This is a genomic window from Parahaliea mediterranea, from assembly GCF_003402235.1.
GTDB lineage: Bacteria > Pseudomonadota > Gammaproteobacteria > Pseudomonadales > Halieaceae > Parahaliea > Parahaliea mediterranea.
In genome coordinates this window covers 66,569-87,689 of sequence record NZ_QEWO01000002.1, presented here as the reverse complement: position 1 = coordinate 87,689, position 21,121 = coordinate 66,569, and the positions used below count along the sequence as shown (strand labels likewise).

The following is a 21,121-nucleotide window of genomic DNA, read 5'->3' as shown; positions in this document are numbered from 1 at the left end:
TAGCCACGATAGCCACGATAGCCACGATAGCCACGATAGTGGACAACGATTTTTACTCCTTCACGGCAAACTGATGACAGACCTGGCACAGTACGTTCCGGCCCACCGCGCCAAAGTCCGCTATTTCAAGGACCGCTTGGCCACCGTGAGCATCACCGCCGGCGGCGCTGGCGTGCTGCTGGCCATCCTGCTGATCTTCTTCTACCTGCTGTACGAAGTGCTGCCCCTGTTCGGCAGCGCGCGGGTGGAAGCGGGCGCCCGGCAGGCCTGGGTAGGTGAAGCACCGGCGCAGCTCTATGTGGAGGAGCAGGGCGAGGTTGGGCTGTCGGTGGCTGCCAGTGGCCGGGCGCGATTCTTCCGGGTTGAAAACGGCGCGACGCTGAGCGAGCAGGACCTCGCCAGCGCTCACGCGCCGGTCACCGTAGTGGCCCGCGATAGCGCCGAGGGGCGCCTGCTGGCCCTGGGGCACGCCGATGGCGAGGTGACCCTGGCCCGGCACGATTACCGGCTGTCCTACCCCGATGGCGAGCGCCTGATTACCCCCTCGCTCAATCGCCTGTACGCCGACCAGGTGCTGCGCCTCGGCAGCGCTGCGGTGCGCACGCTGGCTGTGAGCGACAACAGTGACGGCCTGCTGCTGGTGGCCGACCTGGAGAGCCAGGGCCTGCGGGGTTTGCGTTACACGCGGGAGGAAAACTTCCTCACCGGCGAGATCACGCTGGAAGAGGAAGTGCTGCAACTGCCGCGCCTGGCGGGGCACACCGCGGCCCTGTACCTGGGGGCCGGCCAGCGCTGGCTGTATCGCCTGGATCGTGCCGGCAATGCCACCGTGCTGGATTTGAGCCAGACAGACAGCGACGGTGTGGTGCCCATCACCGCCACCATGCCCCTGTTCGAGGGGGGCGGCGGGCTGGCCACCAGTGCCATGCTGCTGGGTAATATTTCTCTGCTGGCCGCATCGGAGACGGGCGAGTTGGCCCAGTATTTCATGGTGCGCGATGCGCAGGGTGGCAACCGCCTGCACCGCGTGCGCAGCTTTGACACCGATGGCACCGTGGCGGCGCAACTGCTGCCAGAGCACCGCCGCAAGGGCTTTTTGCTGGTGGGGCGCCAGGGCGAGTTGCAGCTCTTTCACACCACCGCCCATCGCCGCCTGTACGCCGAACCCCTGGGCATGCAGGGCGCCGTGCAGGCAGCCATCGCCCCCCGGGGCGACCTGCTTGTGGCGGTTGCCAACAACACCCTGGGCCACTGGCAGGTACACAACGAGCACCCGGATGTGTCCTGGTCGGCCCTGTGGGACCAAGTGTGGTACGAAAGCTACGACGAGCCGGCGCATATCTGGCAGTCCTCCGCCTCCAACAATGACTTTGAGCCCAAGTACAGCTTTGCGCCGCTGGCCTTTGGCACCCTCAAGGCGGCCTTTTACACCATGCTGCTGGCGGCGCCACTGGCCATCTGCGGCGCCATTTACACCGCCTACTTCATGGCGCCGGGGCTGCGCCGCAAAATCAAGCCGATGATCGAGCTGATGGAGGCGCTGCCCACAGTGATTCTCGGTTTTTTGGCCGGGTTGTGGCTGGCGCCCTTCGTCGAGGACAAGCTCACCGGCATCTTTACCCTGCTGGTTTTCATGCCCGTTGGCATTTTGTTATTTGCCTACGCATTTTCGCGCCTGCCGCTGGCTGTTCGCGGCCGGGTGCCGGAAGGCTGGGACGCAGCCCTGCTGATGCCCGTGGTGGTGGTGATCGGCTACCTCAGTTTTGCCCTCAACGACCCGATGGAACTGGCCCTGTTTGGCGGGGATATGCGTTTGTGGATCACCCGGGAGCTGGGTATTTCCTTCGACCAGCGCAACTCCCTGGTGGTGGGCATCGCCATGGGCATGGCGGTCATCCCGACCATTTTCTCCATTGCCGAAGACGCTATTTTCTCGGTGCCGCGCCATCTCAGCGACGGCAGCCTGGCGCTGGGGGCAACCCCCTGGCAGACCCTGGTGGGCGTGGTGCTACCCACCGCCAGCCCGGGTATTTTCTCTGGCCTGATGATTGGCCTCGGCCGCGCGGTGGGCGAAACCATGATCGTGCTGATGGCCACCGGCAACACGCCCATCATGGACGCCAACATCTTCGAGGGCATGCGCACCCTGTCTGCCAATATCGCGGTGGAGGTGCCCGAGGCGGAGGTGGACAGCACCCACTACCGGGTGCTGTTCCTGGCGGCCTTTGTGCTGTTTTTGTTCACCTTTGTGTTTAACACCGTTGCAGAGCTGGTGCGCCAGCGCCTGCGCAGCAAGTATGGGTCCCTCTGATGGCGCCGCAGTCTGATATACACGCCAGGGGCCACGCCGGCCCACTGGCCTGGTTCCGCAGTGGCGAGCCGATGATCTGGCTCAACGCCGCCGCGGTCAGCGTGTGTGTGGTGGCCGTGCTGGGGCTGATCCTGTTGTTGGCCGTGCGTGGCTTTGGCCACTTCTGGCCGCGCAATGTTATGGCCGCGACCAGCAGCTACCAGGGCCAACAGAAGGCCCTACTGGGTGAGGTGGTGGAGCAGGTTCAGGTGTCTGGCGAGCAGCTCAGCGAGGCGGGCATTACACTGCAGGGCCCCGGCCCGTTCTACGGCCGCTCCCTGGTCAAGCAGGGCAACCGGGATTACCTGGGCAATGATTTTGTCTGGGTACTTAACGAGCAGATGTCCGTCCCCGCCTGGCCAGAGGATGTCATGGTGGTGGAGCGCCTGGAGTGGGGCAATTTCTACGGGGTTTTGCAGTCGGTGAGCGCCGGCGGGGAAACCCTGGCCGATGCCAGCGAGCCGCAGCAGCTGTGGCAGGCTTTCCAGGGCCTGATTGCCGACACGCTGGTGGTGCGCCGGCAAATCCAGCAGATCGAGCGCGGCGACATCGGCGCCATCAACCACCGCATGGAGCGCCTGCGCCTGCGCGAGCGTTCGCTGCAACTGGACGGCGAGCTGGACGCCAGCGCCCAGGCGCAACTGGCCGCCGAGCGGGCCGAGCTGGATGCCGAGTACCGGATGCTGCAGGGCCAGTTGCAGGGGCTTTACCAGAGCATTGGGGACGCCAGCTACAGCGCCCGCCTGGCGGATGGCCGGGTGGTGGAGCTGCCCATTGCCAAAGTGGTGCGCGCCTTTCAGCCCAATGCCATGGGCTTGTGGCAAAAGTGCGCCATGTACCTGGAGAAGCTGTGGGAGTTTCTCAGCGACGAGCCCCGCGAAGCCAATACCGAGGGCGGTATCTTCCCGGCCATGTTCGGCACGGTGATGATGGTGCTGCTGATGTCCATCATGGTCACGCCCTTTGGCGTGGTGGCCGCCGTCTACCTGCGTGAATACGCCCGGCAGGGCTTTGTCACCCGCACCATCCGGGTGGCAGTGAACAACCTGGCCGGCGTGCCGTCCATTGTTTACGGCGTGTTCGGCCTCGGCTTCTTCGTGTACTTCGTGGGCGGCGAGCTGGACCAGCTGTTCTTCCCCGAGGCTCTGCCCAGCCCCACTTTCGGGACCCCGGGCCTGATGTGGGCCTCCCTCACCCTGGCGCTGTTGACCCTGCCGGTGGTGATTGTGGCCACCGAGGAGGGCCTGGCGCGCATTCCCAAATCCATCCGCGAGGGCAGCCTGGCCCTGGGGGCCACCCGCGCCGAAACCCTGTGGCGGGTGGTGCTGCCGATGGCGAGCCCGGCCATGATGACGGGCCTGATTCTGGCGGTGGCCCGTGCCGCCGGCGAGGTGGCGCCGCTGATGCTGGTTGGCGTGGTCAAACTCGCGCCGTCGCTGCCGGTGGATGGCAACTACCCCTTCCTGCACCTGGACCAGAAGTTCATGCACCTGGGCTTTCACATCTACGATGTGGGCTTCCAGAGCCCCAACGTGGAAGCGGCGCGGCCGCTGGTTTACGCCACGGCACTGCTGCTGGTGATTCTCATCGCCCTGTTGAACCTGGCGGCGGTTTACCTGCGCAACCATCTGCGCGAGCGCTACAAGTCACTGGAGAACTAGAGCAACCATGGAACATCACGCCATCGACATCCAGGCGCTGCGCCGCGGTAGCCTGAAGCCGGAGCAGGGCACGCCGCCCACCAGCCTGGCGGTGAACCAACTGAATCTGTTCTACAACGATTCGCAGGCGCTGTACGACATCAACCTGGAGATTCCACGGCAGCGGGTAACGGCCTTCATCGGGCCCAGCGGTTGCGGTAAATCCAGCTTGCTGCGCTGCATCAACCGCATGAATGACCTGGTGGACGGCTGCCGTGTACAGGGCGAGCTGCTGCTGGAAGGCGAAGACATCTACCACCCGCGGGTGGACGTGGCCAGCCTGCGCCGGCGGGTGGGCATGGTGTTCCAGAAACCCAATCCCTTCCCCAAATCCATCTACGAGAACGTGGCCTATGGCCTGCGCATCCAGGGTATCAACAAAAAGCGGGTGCTGGACGAGGTGGTGGAGAAGTCCCTGCGCGCCGCCGCGCTGTGGGACGAGGTGAAAGACCGCCTGCACGAAAGCGCCCTGGGCATGTCCGGCGGCCAGCAGCAGCGGCTGGTGATTGCGCGCACCATCGCGGTGGAGCCGGAGGTGCTGCTGCTGGATGAGCCGGCATCGGCGCTGGACCCGATCTCCACCCTCAAGATCGAGGAGCTCATCTACGAGCTTAAATCCCGCTACACTATTGTGATTGTGACCCACAACATGCAGCAGGCGGCGCGGGTATCCGACATGACAGCCTTCATGTACATGGGCAAGCTGGTTGAGGTCGACACCACCGACAACCTGTTTACCAACCCCGCCAAAAAGCAGACCGAGGACTACATTACCGGTCGCTACGGATAAGCCCGCCCGCCGACCCAGGAGACACAAGCGCCATGTTGCAACAGGACAGCTACAAACAGCATATCTCCGCCCAGTTCAACGCCGAACTGGAAGCGGTGAAGAACCACCTGCTGGAAATGGGCGGGATGGTGGAACAGCAGATTTCCCGCGCCATTGAGTCCCTGCTGAATCGCGACAGCGGCCTGGCGGAAGAGATCATCAACAACGACGAACTGGTCAACCAGCTGGAAATCAGCATCGACGAGGAATGCTCGCGCATCCTCGCCCGGCGCCAGCCGGCGGCGTCGGACCTGCGCTTGGTGTTTACCATCTCCAAGGTCACCACCGACCTGGAGCGCATCGGCGACGAGGCATCCAAGATCGCCCGCCAGGCGGTGCGCCTGTCGGAGGAGGGCGGCTCTCCCAGCAACTTTGTGGAAATTCGCCATATCGGCAGCTACGTGACCACCATGCTGCGCAAGTCGCTGGATGCCTTTGCCCGACTTGATGTGGACATGGCAGTGGACACCATCGTCTCCGACCGCTCGGTGGACACCGAATACGCCACCGCCATGCGCAGCCTGATTACCTTCATGATGGAAGACCCGCGCACCATTGGGCCGGTAATCAATGAAATGTGGGCGCTGCGCAGCCTGGAGCGGGTTGGCGACCATGCGAGCAACATCTCAGAGCACGTGGTCTACCTGGTGCGCGGCCTGGACGTGCGCCATATCGAGCCCGACGAGGTCGTGGCCCAGGTCGAAGAGTCCCGGCGCCGCGACTGAGCGGCACCGCCTCCACCTTTCTCCCCTCGCAGACGGTCATTTTTGCCCGCATGGTGCCATGCTGGTGCACTTTTCTGCACGCTGTAACATAGCTGTCATAAAAGCGACATAAAATCGCCACCCAATTGTCACATTGGCCTGGACAGACCAGGGAGAAAGCCATGAAATCCGCCGTTTTGCCGCCTGTTGCGGCCCTTTGTTGTGTTCTGTCACCCCTCGTCAGTGCCACCGTCAGCGACGCCGATTTTGCGCAGATGCGCGAACAGATGTCGGCGCTGATGAGCCGCGTGGCCGTGCTGGAGCAGGAAAATGCCAGGCTGCAGGACCTGGTTGACGACGAGGCAGCTGCGCCCACGCTGGGTGCCGCCCCGGCACCAAAGAAGCTGTCATGGAACGAGCGCATCGCCATCAGCGGCAATTTCCGCTATCGCTATGAAGAGATCGACGTGGAGGAGCTGGCCACCCGCGATCGCAACCGGATTCGCGCCCGGCTCGGCATTCGCGCCCAGCTGCCGGGGAATGTGGAAGTCGGCACCGAAATCGCCACCGGCGGCGACAACCCCCTGTCCGCCAACCAGACCCTGGGCGGAGGCGCCTCGCGCAAGGATATCGGCCTGAACCTGGCCTATGTGCGCTGGCAACCGCTGGAGGGTAGCTACCTGAGCGCCGGCAAAATGACCAACCCCTTCTACCGCCCGGCCGACACCGCCCTGCTGTGGGATGACGACTACAACCCCGAGGGCATCGGGGCGGGCTGGTCCAACGGCACCGCCTTCGTCCACGGCTTGGTGAGCTGGCTGGAGAGTGATAGCGTCACCGATAACCAGCGTGTTACCTGGGGCTTGCAGGGCGGGCTCAGCCTGCACCTGGGTGATGCGCGCCTGACCACGGGCCTTGGTTACTTTGACATTCCCGTTGCCGGGCAGAGCCCTTTCTTTGGCGGGCCGGATGTGTTCTTTGGCAACTCCTTCACCTGTGCCGAGCCGGGCGTGCGCGACGACTGCAGCTACCGTTACGACTACCAGGAGATGGAGTGGTTTGCCGCCCTCGACTTTACCGCCTTCTCCCTGCCGGCGGTGCTGTACGCCGATGCCGTGCAGAACCTGGCGGTGGATGAGTTCGAACACGGCTGGCTGGCCGGCGGGCGCCTGGGGGAGGCCGGCAAGCGCGGCACCTGGGAGCTGGGCTACCAGTACCAGGAACTGGAGGCGGATGCCGCGCTGGGTCTGGTGACCGACTCCAACTTTGCCGCCGGCGGCACCGACGGACGCGGCCACAAGCTGTACGGCATGTATGCGCTGGAAAACGGTATCAAGCTCGGCCTGACCTGGTTCATCAACAACGAGTTTGGCGCCGACAACCAGCCCCGGGCGCTCACCTACGACCGCGTGATTCTCGACGCCCGTTTCAAGTACTGAAAAAACAGGTAACTCCGCTCGCGCGATTGCTGGATGTTTAAAGTGGTATGTAATATGCTACTTTAATGAATTCCAGAGCCCAGAGGGGCTGTGGAAGCAGAACAAGGCGCGGGCAAATCCGGTGTTGACCCGCCGCGCAGGCCACCGCCCGATAGTGACAGTTGTGTTTGTTGCAGGGCGTACTAGGCTATAGGCTATTCACCGGCCTCTCCAGAACTGTCGGGAGATCGTGCTGTGCTCGTATCAAAGCTGCCTTCCTCCTCGGCCCAGCGCCAAGCGCTGGCGCTGTCCACCCTGGCCTTTACCCTCTGTTTCGCCGTATGGACGCTACTTTCCATACTCGGCCTGCAAATCAAGCAGGATCTCGGTCTTTCCGATACCCACCTCGGCCTGTTGCTGGCCACCCCGGTACTGACGGGCTCCGTCAGCCGCCTGTTCCTCGGTGTGCTCACCGACCGCTTTGGCGGACGATGGGTGTTCGGCCTGCTGATGCTGGTCGCCTCCGCCTTTGTCTACCTGCTCAGCGTCGCCGACAGCTATAACATGCTTTTACTGGCGGCTTTGGGGCTGGGGTTGGTCGGTGGCTCCTTCATCGTTGGGGTGAGCTACGTCGCCAATTGGTACGAACAGGAACGTCAGGGCATCGCTCTGGGCCTGTTCGGCACCGGCAATATCGGCGCCGCCCTCACCAACCTTGCCGCCCCCTTCCTACTGGTGGCACTGGGCTGGCAACACACCGCGCTGGTTTACGCATCGGTGCTGGCCGCTACCGGCGTGCTGTTCCTGCTGCTGGCCAGGGAAGACCCAGGCAGTGCTGCGCGCCGTGCGCGGGCGCCCTCCCTGCGGGAGCAACTGGCGCCGCTGGCCGACCAGCGGGTGTGGCGCTTTTCCCTGTACTACTTCTTTGTTTTCGGCGCCTTCGTGGCGCTGGCACTGTGGCTGCCCCACTACCTGATGGCCGTGTACCACCTCGACATCAAGACCGCCGGCATGATCGCTGCGGCCTACACCATTCCCGCCTCGCTGTTCCGGGTGCTTGGTGGCTGGCTGTCGGACCGCTACGGCGCGCGCCGGGTGATGTACTGGACCCTTGGTGCTTCGGTGCTGTGTACCTTCCTGCTGAGTTATCCTCCGACCCACTACACCGTGGCGGGGGTGCGCGGCCCGGTCGAATTTGACTTCGCCATTTCCCTGGGCGGCTTTGTGGCGCTGACCCTGGTGCTGGGCTTCTTCATGTCGCTGGGCAAGGCGGCGGTCTACAAGCACATTCCGGTGTACTACCCGAACAGTGTCGGTGTGGTTGGTGGCGCAGTTGGCATGGTCGGCGGCCTTGGCGGTTTCCTGCTGCCGCTGACCTTCGGCATGCTCAATGACGTGGTGGGCATCTGGCAGAGCTGCTTCATGCTGCTGTTTGTTGTCTGCGCCGCGGCGCTACTGTGGATGCACTACGCCATAGTCAGGGCCGGTCGTATCGAGTGGGGGCGGGAAGATGAGCCCACAGACCTACCCGAACTTTCCACTCCCGCGCCCTTTGTGCTGGAAGAGTGGCGCCCGGAAGACGAAAGCTTCTGGGAGGAAAAGGGCCGGCGCATTGCCACCCGCAACCTGTGGATTTCCATTCCCAATCTCTGTCTGGCATTTGCGGTGTGGATGGTCTGGTCCATCGTGGTGGCCAAGCTGCCGGCGGTGGGCTTTGACTACAACGCCAACCAGCTGTTCTGGCTGGCGGCACTGCCGGGGCTGTCGGGGGCCACCTTCCGCATCTTCTTCAGCTTCATGGTGCCCATTTTTGGTGGCCGCCGCTTTACTGCGCTGTCCACCCTGGCCCTGGTGGTGCCGGCCCTGTGGATCGGCTTCGCGGTGCGCGATACCCAAACCCCCTACCTGGTGATGCTGGTACTGGCGCTGCTGTGCGGTATCGGCGGCGGCAACTTCGCCTCGAGCATGGCCAACATTTCCTTTTTCTATCCCAAGCGCGAGAAGGGCAAGGCGCTGGGCATGAACGCGGGGCTCGGCAACCTGGGTGTCAGCCTGATGCAGTTCCTGGTGCCGGTGGTTGTCACCACTGGCGTGTTTGCCTTCCTGACTGGTGACCCGCAGCCGGTGACGGGGGGTGGCCAGTTGTGGCTACAGAACGCCGGATTCGTCTGGGTGCCCTTCATTGTGCTGGGATCGGTCGCCGCCTGGTTTGGCATGAACGATATCGCTGATGCAAAAGCATCTTTCAGGGATCAGGTGGTGATCTTTCAGCGCAAACACAACTGGCTGATGTGCCTGCTGTACACCGGCACCTTTGGCAGCTTCATCGGCTTCTCCGCCGGCTTTCCGCTGCTGGCGTTGAATCAGTTTCCCGAGGTGAACGCCCTGCAACTGGCCTTCCTGGGGCCCCTTGTCGGTGCCCTGAGTCGCGCCTGGGCCGGTGGTATCTCTGATCGCCTGGGTGGCCAACGGGTTACCCTGCTGGTGTTCGTGTGCATGATCATCGGTGTCTGCGGCGTGCTGTTCTTCCTCCGGATGCGGGGCGAGGAGATAGCCTTCTGGGGTTTCTTCGGCATGTTCCTGTTCCTGTTTTTCATCAGCGGGGTGGGCAATGCCAGTACCTTCCAGATGGTGCCAACCATCTTCGCCCAGGAAGTGCCGCGGCTGATGCCGGAACTGTCCGCGGCAGAAGCCAAGCTGGAATCCGAGCGAGAGTCAGCGGCTATCATCGGCTTTACCTCTGCCATTGCCGCCTTCGGTGCCTTTGTGATTCCCAAGGCCTTCGGTACCTCGCTAGCGCTCACCGGTGGCCCGCAGATGGCCCTGTATCTGTTCATCGCGTTTTATGTCATCTGCCTGGCGGTGACCTGGTTTTACTACGTACGCAAAGGGGCCGAGATTGTGTTTGACAGGCAACAGCCTACTGCGGCGGCAATGTCCGCAGCGACTTGATTCGGCCAAATTCTAGGAGCCTCATATGAGCTATTTTCTTGACCGCCTGAAATACCTGGTAAAGCGGCCCGAGTCCTTTGCTGGTGGCCACGGCGAAACCCGCGATGAAAACCGCGAATGGGAGGACGGCTACCGGGCGCGCTGGCAGCACGACAAGATCGTGCGCTCCACCCACGGTGTGAATTGCACCGGTTCCTGCAGCTGGAAAATCTATGTCAAGAACGGCCTGGTGACCTGGGAAACCCAGCAGACCGACTACCCGCGCACGCGGCCCGATCTGCCCGACCATGAACCTCGCGGCTGTCCTCGCGGTGCCAGTTACTCCTGGTATCTGTACAGCGCCAACCGCCTCAAATACCCCTTGATGCGCAGTGCGCTGGTGAAACTGTGGCGCGCCGCGCTGCAGCGGCACAGCGACCCGGTGGACGCCTGGGCCTCCATCGTGGAAACCCCCGAACTGGCCAAGCAGTACAAGGCCGCCCGCGGCATGGGCGGCTTTGTGCGTGCCGACTGGGATGAAGTGCAGACGCTGATCGCCGCGTCCAACGTGTACACCATCAAGCAGTACGGGCCGGATCGGGTCACCGGCTTCTCGCCGATTCCGGCGATGTCCATGGTGTCCTACGCCGCCGGGGCGCGCTACCTATCGCTGATCGGCGGTAACTGCCTGTCGTTCTACGACTGGTACTGCGACCTGCCGCCGGCCTCGCCGATGACTTGGGGCGAGCAGACCGATGTGCCGGAGTCCGCCGACTGGTACAACAGCGCCTACCTGATCGCCTGGGGTTCCAACGTGCCCCAGACCCGCACCCCGGATGCCCACTTCTTTACCGAGGTGCGCTACAAGGGCACCAAGACCGTGGCCATCACCCCGGACTACGCCGAGGTGTCCAAACTCTGCGACGAGTGGCTCAGCCCCCAGCAGGGCACCGACGCCGCGCTGGCCATGGCTATGGGGCATGTGATTATCAAGGAATTCCATCTGGACAAGCCCAGTGCCTACTTCAGCGACTATGTGCGCCGCTACACCGATATGCCCTTCCTGGTGGAGCTGGAGCCGCGGGGAGAGGGCGGCACAGCGGGAAGCCTGGTGCCCGGCAAGCTGCTGCGGGCGGCGGATTTCGAAGCTTCCCTCGGCCAGGACAACAACCCGGAATGGAAAACCGTGGCTTGGGACCGGGCCGGCGATCGCCTGGTGGTGCCGCGCGGCTCCATCGGCTTCCGCTGGGGCGAGGAGGGCGTCTGGAACTTGGAATCGCTGGATGCCGAGGGCCGCGATATCGAGCTGCAATTGAGCCTGGCCGATAATCACGATGAAGTGGCGCGGGTGGCCTTCCCCTATTTCGGCGGCATCGAGCGCGAGCACTTCAGCCATGTGGCGGCGGGCGACGGCGACGTACTGCACCACAGCCTGCCGGCCAAGCGCCTGCGCCTGGCCGACGGTCGGGAGGTGCTGGCGGTCACCGTGTTCGACCTGATGTGCGCCAACTACGGCATCGACCGCGGCTTTGGCAAAGAGGGTGAGGACGACGGCGCCACCGACTACGACCAGGTCAAGCCCTATACCCCCGCCTGGCAGGAGCGCATTACCGGTGTGTCCGCCCAGCGGGTGATTCGCCTGGCGCGGGAGTTCGCCGACACCGCCGACCGCACCCATGGCCGCTCGATGATCATCGTCGGCGCCGGTATGAACCACTGGTATCACATGGACATGAACTACCGCGGGCTGATCAACATGCTGATCCTCTGTGGTTGCGTGGGCCAGAGTGGCGGCGGCTGGTCGCATTATGTGGGCCAGGAGAAACTGCGGCCGCAGACCGGCTGGCTGCCGCTGGCCTTCGGCCTCGACTGGAGCCGGCCGCCGCGGCACATGAACGGCACCTCCTTCTTCTACAACCACGCCAGCCAGTGGCGTTACGAGAAGCTCGGTGTGGGCGAGATCCTGTCGCCGCTGGCCAACCCGGCGGACTATGAAGGCAGTCTGATCGACTTCAACGTGCGCGCCGAGCGCATGGGCTGGCTACCTTCGGCGCCACAACTGGACCGCAACCCGCTGCACCTGGCGGCGCAGGCGAAAGAGGCGGGCCTTGATACCAAAGACTATGTGGTGCGCGAACTGAAATCCGGCAAGTTGCGCTTTGCCGCCGAGGACCCGGACAACCCGCAGAACTTCCCGCGCAATCTCTTCGTGTGGCGCTCCAACCTGTTGGGCAGCTCCGGCAAGGGCCACGAGTACATGCTCAAGTACCTGCTCGGCACCCGCCACGGTGTGCAGGGCAAAAACCTCGGTGGTATGGGCATTGCCAAGCCCCAGGAAGTGCGCTGGGAGGAGGAGGCCCCCGAGGGCAAAGTCGACCTGCTGGTCACCCTGGACTTCCGCATGTCCACCACCTGCCTGTACTCCGACGTGGTGCTGCCCACGGCCACCTGGTATGAGAAGGACGACCTCAACACCTCCGACATGCACCCCTTCATTCACCCGCTGACCGCCGCCACCGACCCGGCCTGGGAGGCGCGCAGCGACTGGGATATCTACCGCGGCATTGCCGGCGCGTTTTCGCGGGTCTGCGTCGGCCACCTGGGGGAGGAAACCGACCTGGTCACCGTGCCCCTGCAGCACGACACTCCCGGGGAGCTGGCCCAGCCCCAGGTGCTGGACTGGAAGCGCGGCGAATGCGAGCCGATACCGGGTAAAACCATGCCCAACCTGGTGGAGGTGGTGCGCAACTACCCCCACACCTTTGAGCGCTTCAGTTCGGTGGGGCCACTGCTCGATAAACTGGGCAACGGCGGCAAGGGCATCAGCTGGGAGACCAGCAAGGAGGTGGACCTGCTGGGCAAACTGAACCACCTGCATCGCGAGGGCGCAGCCGATGGTCGGCCGCGCCTGGATACAGCCATCGACGCGGCGGAGATGATCCTCACCCTGGCGCCGGAAACCAACGGCCAGGTGGCGGTGAAGGCCTGGGCGGCGCTGTCAAAAGTGACTGGGCGCGACCACACCCATTTGGCGATACCCAAGGAAGAGGAAAAAATCCGCTTCCGCGACGTGGTGGCGCAGCCGCGCAAGATCATCTCCAGCCCCACCTGGTCGGGTCTGGAGGATGAACATGTTTCCTACAACGCCTGCTACACCAACGTCCACGAGCTGATTCCCTGGCGCACCGTCACCGGGCGGCAGCAGTTCTACCAGGATCACCAGTGGATGCGCGACTTCGGCGAAAGCCTGCTTGTCTACCGACCGCCCATCGACACCAAGGCGGTGGCCGCGGTGGCGGAGCGGGGCAGCAACGGTAACCCGGAAATCGCCCTGAACTTTCTGACCCCGCACCAGAAGTGGGGCATCCACTCCACTTACTCCGACAACCTGCTGATGCAGACCCTGTCCCGGGGCGGGCCCATCGTGTGGCTGTCGGAGGACAACGCCCGCGCTATCGGCGTGGAGGACAACGACTGGATCGAGCTGTTCAACGCCAATGGCGCCATCGCCGCGCGGGCGGTGGTCAGCCAGCGGGTCAAGGTCGGCACCGCCATGATGTACCACGCCCAGGAGCGCATCGTGAACGTTCCGGGCTCGGAGATCACCGGCACCCGCGGCGGCATCCACAACTCGGTGACCCGGGTGTGCCCGAAACCGACCCACATGATCGGCGGCTACGCCCAGCTCGCCTACGGCTTCAACTACTACGGCACGGTGGGCTCGAACCGCGACGAGTTTGTGATCGTGCGCAAGATGCGCGATATCAATTGGCTCGACGGTGAAGGGGCGGATTTCCAACAGGAGGCTGTGCAATGAAAATACGTTCCCAGGTGGGCATGGTGCTCAACCTCGACAAATGCATCGGCTGCCACACCTGCTCGGTGACCTGCAAAAACGTGTGGACCAGCCGCGAGGGGATGGAATATGCCTGGTTCAACAACGTGGAGACCAAGCCCGGCATCGGCTACCCCAAGGAGTGGGAGAACCAGCAGCGCTGGCGCGGCGGCTGGCTGCGCCGCAAAGACGGCGCTATTGAACCGCGCATCGGCGGCAAGTGGCGGGTGCTGGCGAATATCTTTGCCAACCCGGACCTGCCGGAGATCGACGACTACTACGAACCCTTCACCTTCGACTACCAGAACCTGCACACCGCGGCACCGGGCAAGCACCAGCCGGTGGCGCGCCCGCGCTCTCTGATTTCCGGCCAGCGCATGGAGAAGATCGAGTGGGGCCCCAACTGGGAGGAAATTCTCGGCACCGAGTTTGCCAAACGGCGCAAGGATATCAACTTCGACCAGGTGCAGGCCGACATCTACGGCCAGTTTGAAAACACCTTCATGATGTACCTGCCGCGCCTGTGTGAACACTGCCTTAACCCGGCCTGCGTAGCCTCCTGCCCCAGCGGTGCGATCTACAAGCGCGAAGAGGACGGCATCGTGCTGATCGACCAGGACAAGTGCCGGGGCTGGCGCATGTGTGTATCCGGCTGCCCCTACAAAAAAATCTACTACAACTGGAAATCGGGCAAATCGGAGAAGTGCATCTTCTGCTACCCCCGCATTGAATCCGGCCAGCCCACGATTTGCTCGGAAACCTGCGTGGGCCGCATCCGCTACCTCGGCGTGCTGCTCTACGATGCCGATCGCATCGAGGAAGTGGCTGCCTCCGAGGACGAGCGCGACCTCTACCGCCGCCAGTGCGAGATATTCCTCGACCCCAGCGACCCGGAGGTGATTGCCCAGGCGCGCCGCGACGGAGTGCCCGATTCGGTGATCAAGGCCGCCCAGGCCTCGCCGGTGTACAAGCTGGCCATGGACTGGCAGCTGGCCCTGCCGCTGCACCCGGAGTACCGCACCTTGCCCATGGTCTGGTATGTGCCGCCGCTGTCGCCGGTGCAGAGTGCCGCCGAAGCCGGCCACATCGAATTGGACGGCGTGCTGCCCAAGGTGGAATCGCTGCGCATTCCGGTGCGCTACCTGGCCAATATGCTCACCGCCGGCGACGAAGCGCCGGTGGTGCTGGCCCTCAAGCGTCTGCTGGCGATGCGCCAGTACATGCGCGGCAAGCATGTGGACGGGCAGACCGATACCGCGGTGCTGGACGAGGTCGGCCTGAGCGAGGCCCAGGTGGAAGACATGTACCGCTACCTGGCCATCGCCTCCTATGAGGACCGCTATGTCATCCCCACCTCCCACCGGGAAATGGCGCTGGACGCCTACCCCGAACGCGGCGGTTGCGGCTTCAGCTTTGGCGATGGCTGCCAGAGTGGCAACAACAGCACCAGCCTGTTCGGCGGGCGCCGCCAGACCACCACCCTGGTGCAGCCGGTGCAGGAGTACGACCCGGTGCAAGCGGAGGCCGCCAATGAACGCTGACCTTCAGCTCAGCCTGCGCGCGCTGGCGCGCCTGCTGGACTACCCCACGGCAGAATTACAGGCGGCGGTGCCCGAGCTGCTGGCGGTGTTCCAGCGCGAGGAGCGCCTGTCGCAGCAGCGCCGCCGGGCGCTGCTGCAGTGGTGCCATGATATTGCAGCGGGTGAATTGCTCGATCTGCAGGCCCGCTATGTGGAGTTGTTCGATCGCGGGCGCTCGGTGTCGCTGCTGTTGTTCGAACATGTGCACGGCGAGTCCCGCGACCGCGGCCAGGCCATGGTGGACCTGCTGGCCCAGTACGAGGCCGCAGGCTTTGCCCTCGACGCCCGCGAACTGCCCGACTACCTGCCGCTGTTCCTGGAGTTCCTGTCCACCCGGGACGAGGCCGAGATCGGCAACTGGCTGGGCGATATCCGCCATATTCTGGCCCTGCTGGCGGTGCGCCTGGAAGGGCGGGACAGCGACTACGCCCTGGTACCCCTGAGCCTGCTGGCCCTGATCGGCGCCGAGGGCGATGTGGCACAGCACCGGGAGCAGGTGGCCAATGAGCCACCGGACTACACGCCGGAGGCGCTGGATGCGGTGTGGGAGGAGGAAGCGGTGCGTTTTTCCGCCGAGTCCGATGCCGACTGCGCCGTGCAATCGGCGGGCGGCCAGCGCCGGGCCGAACAGAAACAGCAGGTGCATCCAGAGGTGGTCACGCTGGAGCCGGCCATGGCGCGCACTGCAAACGAAACCTCCAGGAGATAGCAACCATGATTGCCGCCTACTTTGAACAACTGATCTTCGGCTACTACCCCTACCTGGCGGGCACCGTGTTCCTGATCGGCAGCCTGCTGCGCTTCGATCACGGCCAGTACACCTGGAAGACCGGGTCCAGCCAGATGCTGTCGTCAAAGAACATGCGGCTGGCCAGCAACCTGTTCCACATCGGTATTTTGGTTATTTTCTTCGGCCATGTGGTCGGCCTGCTGACCCCGCACTGGGTGTACGCGCCCTTCTTCAGCGCTAGCACCAAGCAGATCATGGCGATAACGGTGGGCGGGATCGCCGGTGTGCTGTGCCTGATCGGGGGCGCCATGCTGCTCTACCGGCGCCTGTTCAACCCGCGGGTGCGCGCTTCGTCCAGCCTGATGGACAACCTGATTCTGGCCATGCTGGTGATCCAGGCGGCGCTGGGCCTGGGCACCGTGGTGTTCTCCCTGGGTCACCTGGACGGCGAACTGATGCTGCAACTGTCCGCCTGGGCCCAGGCCATCGTCTACTTCGGTGGCAATGCGGCGCAGCACATGGCAGGGGTGGGCTGGGTCTACAAGATTCACGTGTTCCTCGGCCTGACCATCGTCATGCTGTTCCCCTTCTCGCGCCTGGTGCACGTGTGGAGCGCGCCGGTGGGCTACTTCGGCCGCAACTACCAGATTGTGCGCCGCCGCTCCACGGGAGTGCGCTGATGCAACTGATCGATCTGGAAAATCTGCCCGAGCCGCCCCCCGTTACCATCCGGGTGGGCGCGACCGAGATCGACGAAAGCCATATCGCCCAGGAAATGCAGCATCACCCGGCCAGCAGCCAACAGGAGGCCTTTGCCCAGGCCGCCCGCGCCCTGGTGGTGCGGGAGCTGCTGTTGCAACGGGCCGCGGAACTCGGCTTGCGTTCGGGTACCGATGCTGCGGATGACGAGGCCGGCATTGCCGCGTTGCTGGAGCGCGAGCTGAGCGTGCCGGAGCCGGACGAAGCCGCCTGCCGGCGCTTCTTCCAGGCCAATCCCGAGCGCTTCAGCGAGCCGGCCCGGCTCAAGGTCTCCCACATCCTGTTGCCGGCGGCCCCCGAAGACGCCCGCGCCCGGGACACCCAGTACAGACAGGGCAAAAAACTGCTGGCCGAGCTGGCCGCGCACCCCGAGCGCTTTGCCGAATTCGCCATGCGCCACTCCGCCTGCCCGTCGAAGGACAGCGGCGGTAACCTCGGCTGGCTCAGCGCCGGCCAGACCGTGCCGGAATTGGACCGGGCGCTAAAGCATTTGTCCCAGGGGCTGCATGTGGAGCCGTTGGCCAGTCGTTACGGCTGGCATGTGGTGAGCGTCGATGAGCGCATAGAGGCACAGGCAGTGCCGTTCGAAGCGGTGAGCCATCGCGTGCGCCACAGCCTGCAGGAACAGGCCTCGCGACGCGCCCTGCGTCACTACCTGCTGGCGTTGGCGGAGCAGATTGGCGTCGAGGGTCTGGCGCTGGATGAGGATGCCGGTGCACTGCTGATGCAGTGAGTCTGCGCCGCTACTATCTTGCGGCCGTCCGCTTGCAATACGCGCCGCGCTGAGTACAATAGCGCGCTTCTTTACCGGCGCATCGAATGCGCCTGGCAAAGTGCTGCGTCCCCTTCGTCTAGTGGTCTAGGACACCGCCCTTTCACGGCGGGAACAGGGGTTCGAACCCCCTAGGGGACGCCATATATCCGCGCCGTGAGCGCGGCGAAAAAGCCCGGTATCGCACCGGGCTTTTTTGTCTCTGAGATAACCTGCCGAGCGGAGGTTGGCCATGAGCCGTTTCTGGAGCGAGATTACCCATACGCTGGTGCCCTATGTGCCGGGTGAACAGCCCCGGCATCAGCGGTTGGTGAAGCTCAATACCAACGAGGCGCCGGGGGAGGCATCGCCCCGGGTGCTGGAGGCCATTCGCAGTACCAGCGGCGACCAGTTGAGGCGCTACCCCGACCCGGAATCCACCACCCTGCGCCAGGCGTTGGCCGCACGTTTTCAACTCGACCCGTCACAGGTGTTTGTCGGCAACGGCTCAGATGAAGTGCTGGCTCACGCCTTTCTGGGCCTGCTAAAGCATCCCCAGCCGCTGCTGTTCCCGGATATCACCTACAGTTTTTATACTGTGTGGGCAGACCTGTACGGCATTCGCTACCGGCAGGTGCCGCTGGATGACGGGTTTACCATCCAGGTGGACGATTACGCCCAGCCCAACGGCGGGATCATCCTGCCCAACCCCAATGCGCCCACCGGCGTGCTGCTGCCGCTGGCGGCTATCCGCCGCCTGTTGCAGAACAATCGCGACAGCGTGGTCGTTATCGACGAGGCCTATATCGATTTTGGCGGCGAGTCGGCGGCCAGCCTGATTCCGGAATTCGACAACTTGCTGGTGGTGCACACATTGTCGAAATCACGGGCCCTGGCGGGCCTGCGGGTCGGCTACGCATTGGGCCATGCAGCGTTGATCGACGGCCTGAACCGGGTAAAGAACTGCTTTAACTCCTACCCGCTGGATGTCATTGCCCAGCGCGCGGCGGTGGCGTCGATTGAGGACGAAGACTGGTTCCAGGCCGGCTGTACCGCGGTGATCGAAACCCGCGCCTGGCTGTGCGGTGAGCTTGCCCGGCTGGGCTTTGAATGCCTGCCCTCGGCGGCCAATTTTGTGTTTGCAAGCCACCCACAACGCAACGCCGTGGAGCTGTTCGAGGCGTTGCGGGGGCAGGGGATTATTGTGCGGCACTTCGCCAAGCCCCGCATCGACCGCTTCCTGCGTATCAGCATTGGCAGTCGGGCGGACTGTGAAAGTCTGGTGGCGGCGCTGGAGTCGCTGGTCTGACCGTGCGCTAGGCCCTAGCACTTCTCCAGTACAACACTGCCGATGCTGTAGCCGGCGCCGAAGGAGCACAGCACCCCCAGGTCACCGCTGTCCATGTCGCCCCGGTGTTTGTGAAAGGCAATCACCGAGCCAGCGGAGCTGGTATTGGCGTATTCATCGAGAATGGTGGGTGCTTCGTCGTCGGTGGCTTCCCGGCCCAGCACCTTTCTGGCAATCAGCTGGTTCATGCTCAGGTTGGCCTGGTGTAGCCACAGCCGGCGCAGGCGGGTGGCGGGAATGTCCAGCCGCTCAAGTTGCTCGGACATCTGCCGGGCCACTGCCGGGCAGACTTCCTTGAAAACCTTGCGACCTTCCTGCACGAACAGTTTGTCGGCCTTGCCGATGCCGCTTTCGTCGCCCCGGTTAAGAAAGCCGAAGTTGTTGCGGATGTTGTTGGAGAACATGGTCTGCAGCTTGCTGTCCAGAATGCGGTAGCAGTCGTCGCTGGTGGCGCTGTCTTCGCGCTCAACGATCACCGCGGTGCACACATCGCCAAAAATGAAGTGGGAGTCGCGGTCGCGGAAGTTGAGGTGGCCGCTGCAGATTTCCGGGTTCACCATCAGTACACAGCGCGCGCTGCCGTTGGCGATGGCGTCCTTGGCCTGCTGGATGCCGAAGGTGGCCGATGAGCAGGCCACGTTCATGTCGAAGCCGTAACCGGCGATACCCAGGGCGGCCTGGATTTCCACCGCCATGGCGGGGTAGGGGCGCTGCATGTTGGAGGCGGCGACAATCACCGCGTCGATATCGGCGGCGGATTTGCCCGCCTGGGCCATGGCTTCGCGGGCGGCGGCCACGGCCATTTCGCACTGCACAGACGGCGCTTCGTTACTGCGCTCGGCAATCACTGGTGCCATGCGCTCGGGGTCGAGAATGCCGGATTTGTTCACCACATAGCGGGACTTGATGCCGGAGGCCTTGACGATGAACTCCTCGGAGGAGTGGCCCAGGGCGGGCAATTCGCCGCGTTCGATGGCATCGCTGTTGGCCTGGTTGTAGTTGTCGACATAGGTGTTGAAGGCGGCCACCAGCTCGGCGTTGCTGATGGACTCCGGCGGGGTGTAGAGGCCGGTGCCGCTGATCACGATGGCGGTCATGCGGGAACTCCTGAAGCGAAATTGACGGGCCCGGGCAGGGCCATTGAATGGGCGCTAGTGTACCCTGAATCCGTCACCTACGTGGGTGTTGGCGGCAAAAATACCGGCCTAGCGGCGGCTGGTATTGGCCAGGCTGACGACATCCCCCAAGCGCAGCTCCACAAACTCGCGGATGTCCGCTGCAAGCTCCCGGTAGAAGTGGCGGCTGGGGGCCGCGGCGCGCCACGCCAGGCCGTGGTCGCGCACCAGGGGCACGCCTTCCAGCTGGCTGACGTAGAGGGCTTCGGGTTTGTGCATTTCGGAATGGATGTACAGGGCCGGCAGAAACGCGGTGCCAAGGCCCATTACCACCATCTGGCGTAGGGTGTCGAGGCTAGTGCCTTCGTAGTCGCGCTCGATCACCGCGCCAATGCGGTCGCAGACATTTTTCACCAGTGAGTGAATGTGGTGCTGGGCTTCCAGCGTCAGCACCCGCTCGCCCCGCAACTGGGGCGGGCGCACCACCGGGTTGCCGGCCAGGCGGTGGTCCGCCGGCACCACGTAGCGCAGGGGCTCGCTGAACAGGCCCTCGATGATGAGGTCGTCGGCGCGCACCGGCAGCGGCAGAATGGCAATGTCCAGCGAGCCGCTGCGCAACTCCTGCAGCAAAATCTGGTGGGGCTGTTCGCGCACATACAGCTTGAGCTTGTGGTGGCGCTTGTGCAGCTCGGGCAGAACGTGGGGCAGCAGGTAGGGCCCCAGGGTGGGTGGCACGCCCAGCCGGTAGGTGGTCTGGCGCCCCTCGCTGACCACTGCTGCCCGCTCCTTGAGGTTGCGCATGGTGGCCAGCACATCCCGCGCATAGGGCAGCAGCTCGCGCCCCTCCGGGGTGAGGTGGGTGCCGCTGCGGGAGCGCTCCAGCAGCGCCACTTTCAGGCCGGCCTCCAGGGTGCTGATCTGGGCGGTGAGGGCGGGCTGGCTGATCTGCAGTTCTTCCGCCGCGCCGCGATAGCTGAGCAGGCGGGCAACGCTTTCGAAATATTCCAGCTGGCGCAGGGTGGGTTCTTTGGGGCGTGCCACGGGGGGCTCCGTCGACGGCTGATAATTTTA

General features: G+C 64.0%; 14 protein-coding genes and 1 tRNA gene. 13 read left to right on the top strand and 2 right to left on the bottom strand.

What is annotated here, in order from left to right; all coding sequences use genetic code 11:
• Positions 1 to 73 precede the first annotated feature (73 nt).
• The 13 genes from DDZ17_RS05985 (at position 74) to hisC (ending at position 18,896) form a co-directional block, all read left to right on the top strand.
• Complete coding sequence (locus DDZ17_RS05985; protein ID WP_116365078.1) at positions 74 to 2,311, top strand: ABC transporter permease subunit; 2,238 nt, start codon at positions 74 to 76, stop codon at positions 2,309 to 2,311.
• Positions 2,311 to 4,011: a phosphate ABC transporter permease PstA gene (gene pstA / locus DDZ17_RS05980; protein WP_116365077.1), complete on the top strand. Its 1,701-nt coding sequence runs from the start codon at positions 2,311 to 2,313 to the stop codon at positions 4,009 to 4,011. The genes DDZ17_RS05985 and pstA overlap by 1 nt, the downstream gene beginning before the upstream one ends.
• A 7-nt stretch (positions 4,012 to 4,018) precedes the next feature.
• Complete coding sequence (gene pstB / locus DDZ17_RS05975) at positions 4,019 to 4,840, top strand: phosphate ABC transporter ATP-binding protein PstB (protein WP_116365076.1); 822 nt, start codon at positions 4,019 to 4,021, stop codon at positions 4,838 to 4,840.
• A gap of 32 nt (positions 4,841 to 4,872) precedes the next feature.
• Positions 4,873 to 5,604, top strand: coding sequence for a phosphate signaling complex protein PhoU (phoU, locus tag DDZ17_RS05970; protein ID WP_116365075.1), 732 nt, complete (start codon positions 4,873 to 4,875; stop codon positions 5,602 to 5,604).
• A 161-nt stretch (positions 5,605 to 5,765) separates the two neighbouring features.
• The gene (locus DDZ17_RS05965) at positions 5,766 to 7,022 is read left to right on the top strand and encodes a putative porin (RefSeq protein ID WP_116365074.1); all 1,257 of its coding nucleotides are present in this window, start codon (positions 5,766 to 5,768) and stop codon (positions 7,020 to 7,022) included.
• A 234-nt stretch (positions 7,023 to 7,256) separates the two neighbouring features.
• Complete coding sequence (locus DDZ17_RS05960) at positions 7,257 to 9,953, top strand: nitrate/nitrite transporter (RefSeq protein ID WP_116365073.1); 2,697 nt, start codon at positions 7,257 to 7,259, stop codon at positions 9,951 to 9,953.
• Positions 9,954 to 9,978: 25 nt separating this feature from the next.
• Positions 9,979 to 13,749 carry a nitrate reductase subunit alpha gene (locus DDZ17_RS05955; RefSeq protein ID WP_116365072.1) on the top strand — a complete coding sequence of 1,257 codons (3,771 nt, stop codon included), beginning with the start codon at positions 9,979 to 9,981 and terminating at the stop codon, positions 13,747 to 13,749.
• Positions 13,746 to 15,308: a nitrate reductase subunit beta gene (gene narH / locus DDZ17_RS05950; RefSeq protein ID WP_116365071.1), complete on the top strand. Its 1,563-nt coding sequence runs from the start codon at positions 13,746 to 13,748 to the stop codon at positions 15,306 to 15,308. Before DDZ17_RS05955 ends, narH begins: the two co-directional genes overlap by 4 nt.
• Positions 15,298 to 16,056, top strand: coding sequence for a nitrate reductase molybdenum cofactor assembly chaperone (gene narJ, locus DDZ17_RS05945; protein ID WP_116365070.1), 759 nt, complete (start codon positions 15,298 to 15,300; stop codon positions 16,054 to 16,056). Before narH ends, narJ begins: the two co-directional genes overlap by 11 nt.
• 5 nt (positions 16,057 to 16,061) lie before the next feature.
• Entirely contained in the window at positions 16,062 to 16,757 is a 696-nt protein-coding gene (gene narI, locus DDZ17_RS05940) for a respiratory nitrate reductase subunit gamma (protein WP_116365069.1), read from the top strand.
• Positions 16,757 to 17,569, top strand: a complete 813-nt coding sequence (locus DDZ17_RS05935) for a peptidylprolyl isomerase (RefSeq protein WP_116365068.1) — start codon at positions 16,757 to 16,759, stop codon at positions 17,567 to 17,569. The genes narI and DDZ17_RS05935 overlap by 1 nt, the downstream gene beginning before the upstream one ends.
• A gap of 107 nt (positions 17,570 to 17,676) precedes the next feature.
• A tRNA-Glu gene (locus tag DDZ17_RS05930) sits at positions 17,677 to 17,752 on the top strand.
• 88 nt (positions 17,753 to 17,840) lie between these two features.
• Positions 17,841 to 18,896, top strand: coding sequence for a histidinol-phosphate transaminase (gene hisC / locus DDZ17_RS05925; RefSeq protein WP_116365067.1), 1,056 nt, complete (start codon positions 17,841 to 17,843; stop codon positions 18,894 to 18,896).
• A 14-nt stretch (positions 18,897 to 18,910) separates the two neighbouring features.
• Here hisC and DDZ17_RS05920 read toward each other — a convergent pair whose 3' ends face one another.
• Together DDZ17_RS05920 and DDZ17_RS05915 are read right to left on the bottom strand one after the other, a co-directional pair.
• Positions 18,911 to 20,032 carry a beta-ketoacyl-ACP synthase III gene (locus DDZ17_RS05920; protein ID WP_116365066.1) on the bottom strand — a complete coding sequence of 374 codons (1,122 nt, stop codon included), beginning with the start codon at positions 20,030 to 20,032 and terminating at the stop codon, positions 18,911 to 18,913.
• Positions 20,033 to 20,140: 108 nt separating this feature from the next.
• Positions 20,141 to 21,091 carry a hydrogen peroxide-inducible genes activator gene (locus DDZ17_RS05915; RefSeq protein WP_116365065.1) on the bottom strand — a complete coding sequence of 317 codons (951 nt, stop codon included), beginning with the start codon at positions 21,089 to 21,091 and terminating at the stop codon, positions 20,141 to 20,143.
• Positions 21,092 to 21,121 lie beyond the last annotated feature (30 nt).

Excerpts from the sequence above, each read along its gene's own strand:
- DDZ17_RS05985 (WP_116365078.1), top strand. The coding sequence starts at position 74 with ATGACAGACCTGGCACAGTACGTTCCGGCCCACCGCGCCAAAGTCCGC.
- pstA (WP_116365077.1), top strand. The coding sequence starts at position 2,311 with ATGGCGCCGCAGTCTGATATACACGCCAGGGGCCACGCCGGCCCACTG.
- pstB (WP_116365076.1), top strand. The coding sequence starts at position 4,019 with ATGGAACATCACGCCATCGACATCCAGGCGCTGCGCCGCGGTAGCCTG.
- phoU (WP_116365075.1), top strand. The coding sequence starts at position 4,873 with ATGTTGCAACAGGACAGCTACAAACAGCATATCTCCGCCCAGTTCAAC.
- DDZ17_RS05965 (WP_116365074.1), top strand. The coding sequence starts at position 5,766 with ATGAAATCCGCCGTTTTGCCGCCTGTTGCGGCCCTTTGTTGTGTTCTG.
- DDZ17_RS05955 (WP_116365072.1), top strand. The coding sequence starts at position 9,979 with ATGAGCTATTTTCTTGACCGCCTGAAATACCTGGTAAAGCGGCCCGAG.
- narH (WP_116365071.1), top strand. The coding sequence starts at position 13,746 with ATGAAAATACGTTCCCAGGTGGGCATGGTGCTCAACCTCGACAAATGC.
- narJ (WP_116365070.1), top strand. The coding sequence starts at position 15,298 with ATGAACGCTGACCTTCAGCTCAGCCTGCGCGCGCTGGCGCGCCTGCTG.
- narI (WP_116365069.1), top strand. The coding sequence starts at position 16,062 with ATGATTGCCGCCTACTTTGAACAACTGATCTTCGGCTACTACCCCTAC.
- DDZ17_RS05935 (WP_116365068.1), top strand. The coding sequence starts at position 16,757 with ATGCAACTGATCGATCTGGAAAATCTGCCCGAGCCGCCCCCCGTTACC.
- hisC (WP_116365067.1), top strand. The coding sequence starts at position 17,841 with ATGAGCCGTTTCTGGAGCGAGATTACCCATACGCTGGTGCCCTATGTG.
- DDZ17_RS05920 (WP_116365066.1), bottom strand. The coding sequence starts at position 20,032 with ATGACCGCCATCGTGATCAGCGGCACCGGCCTCTACACCCCGCCGGAG.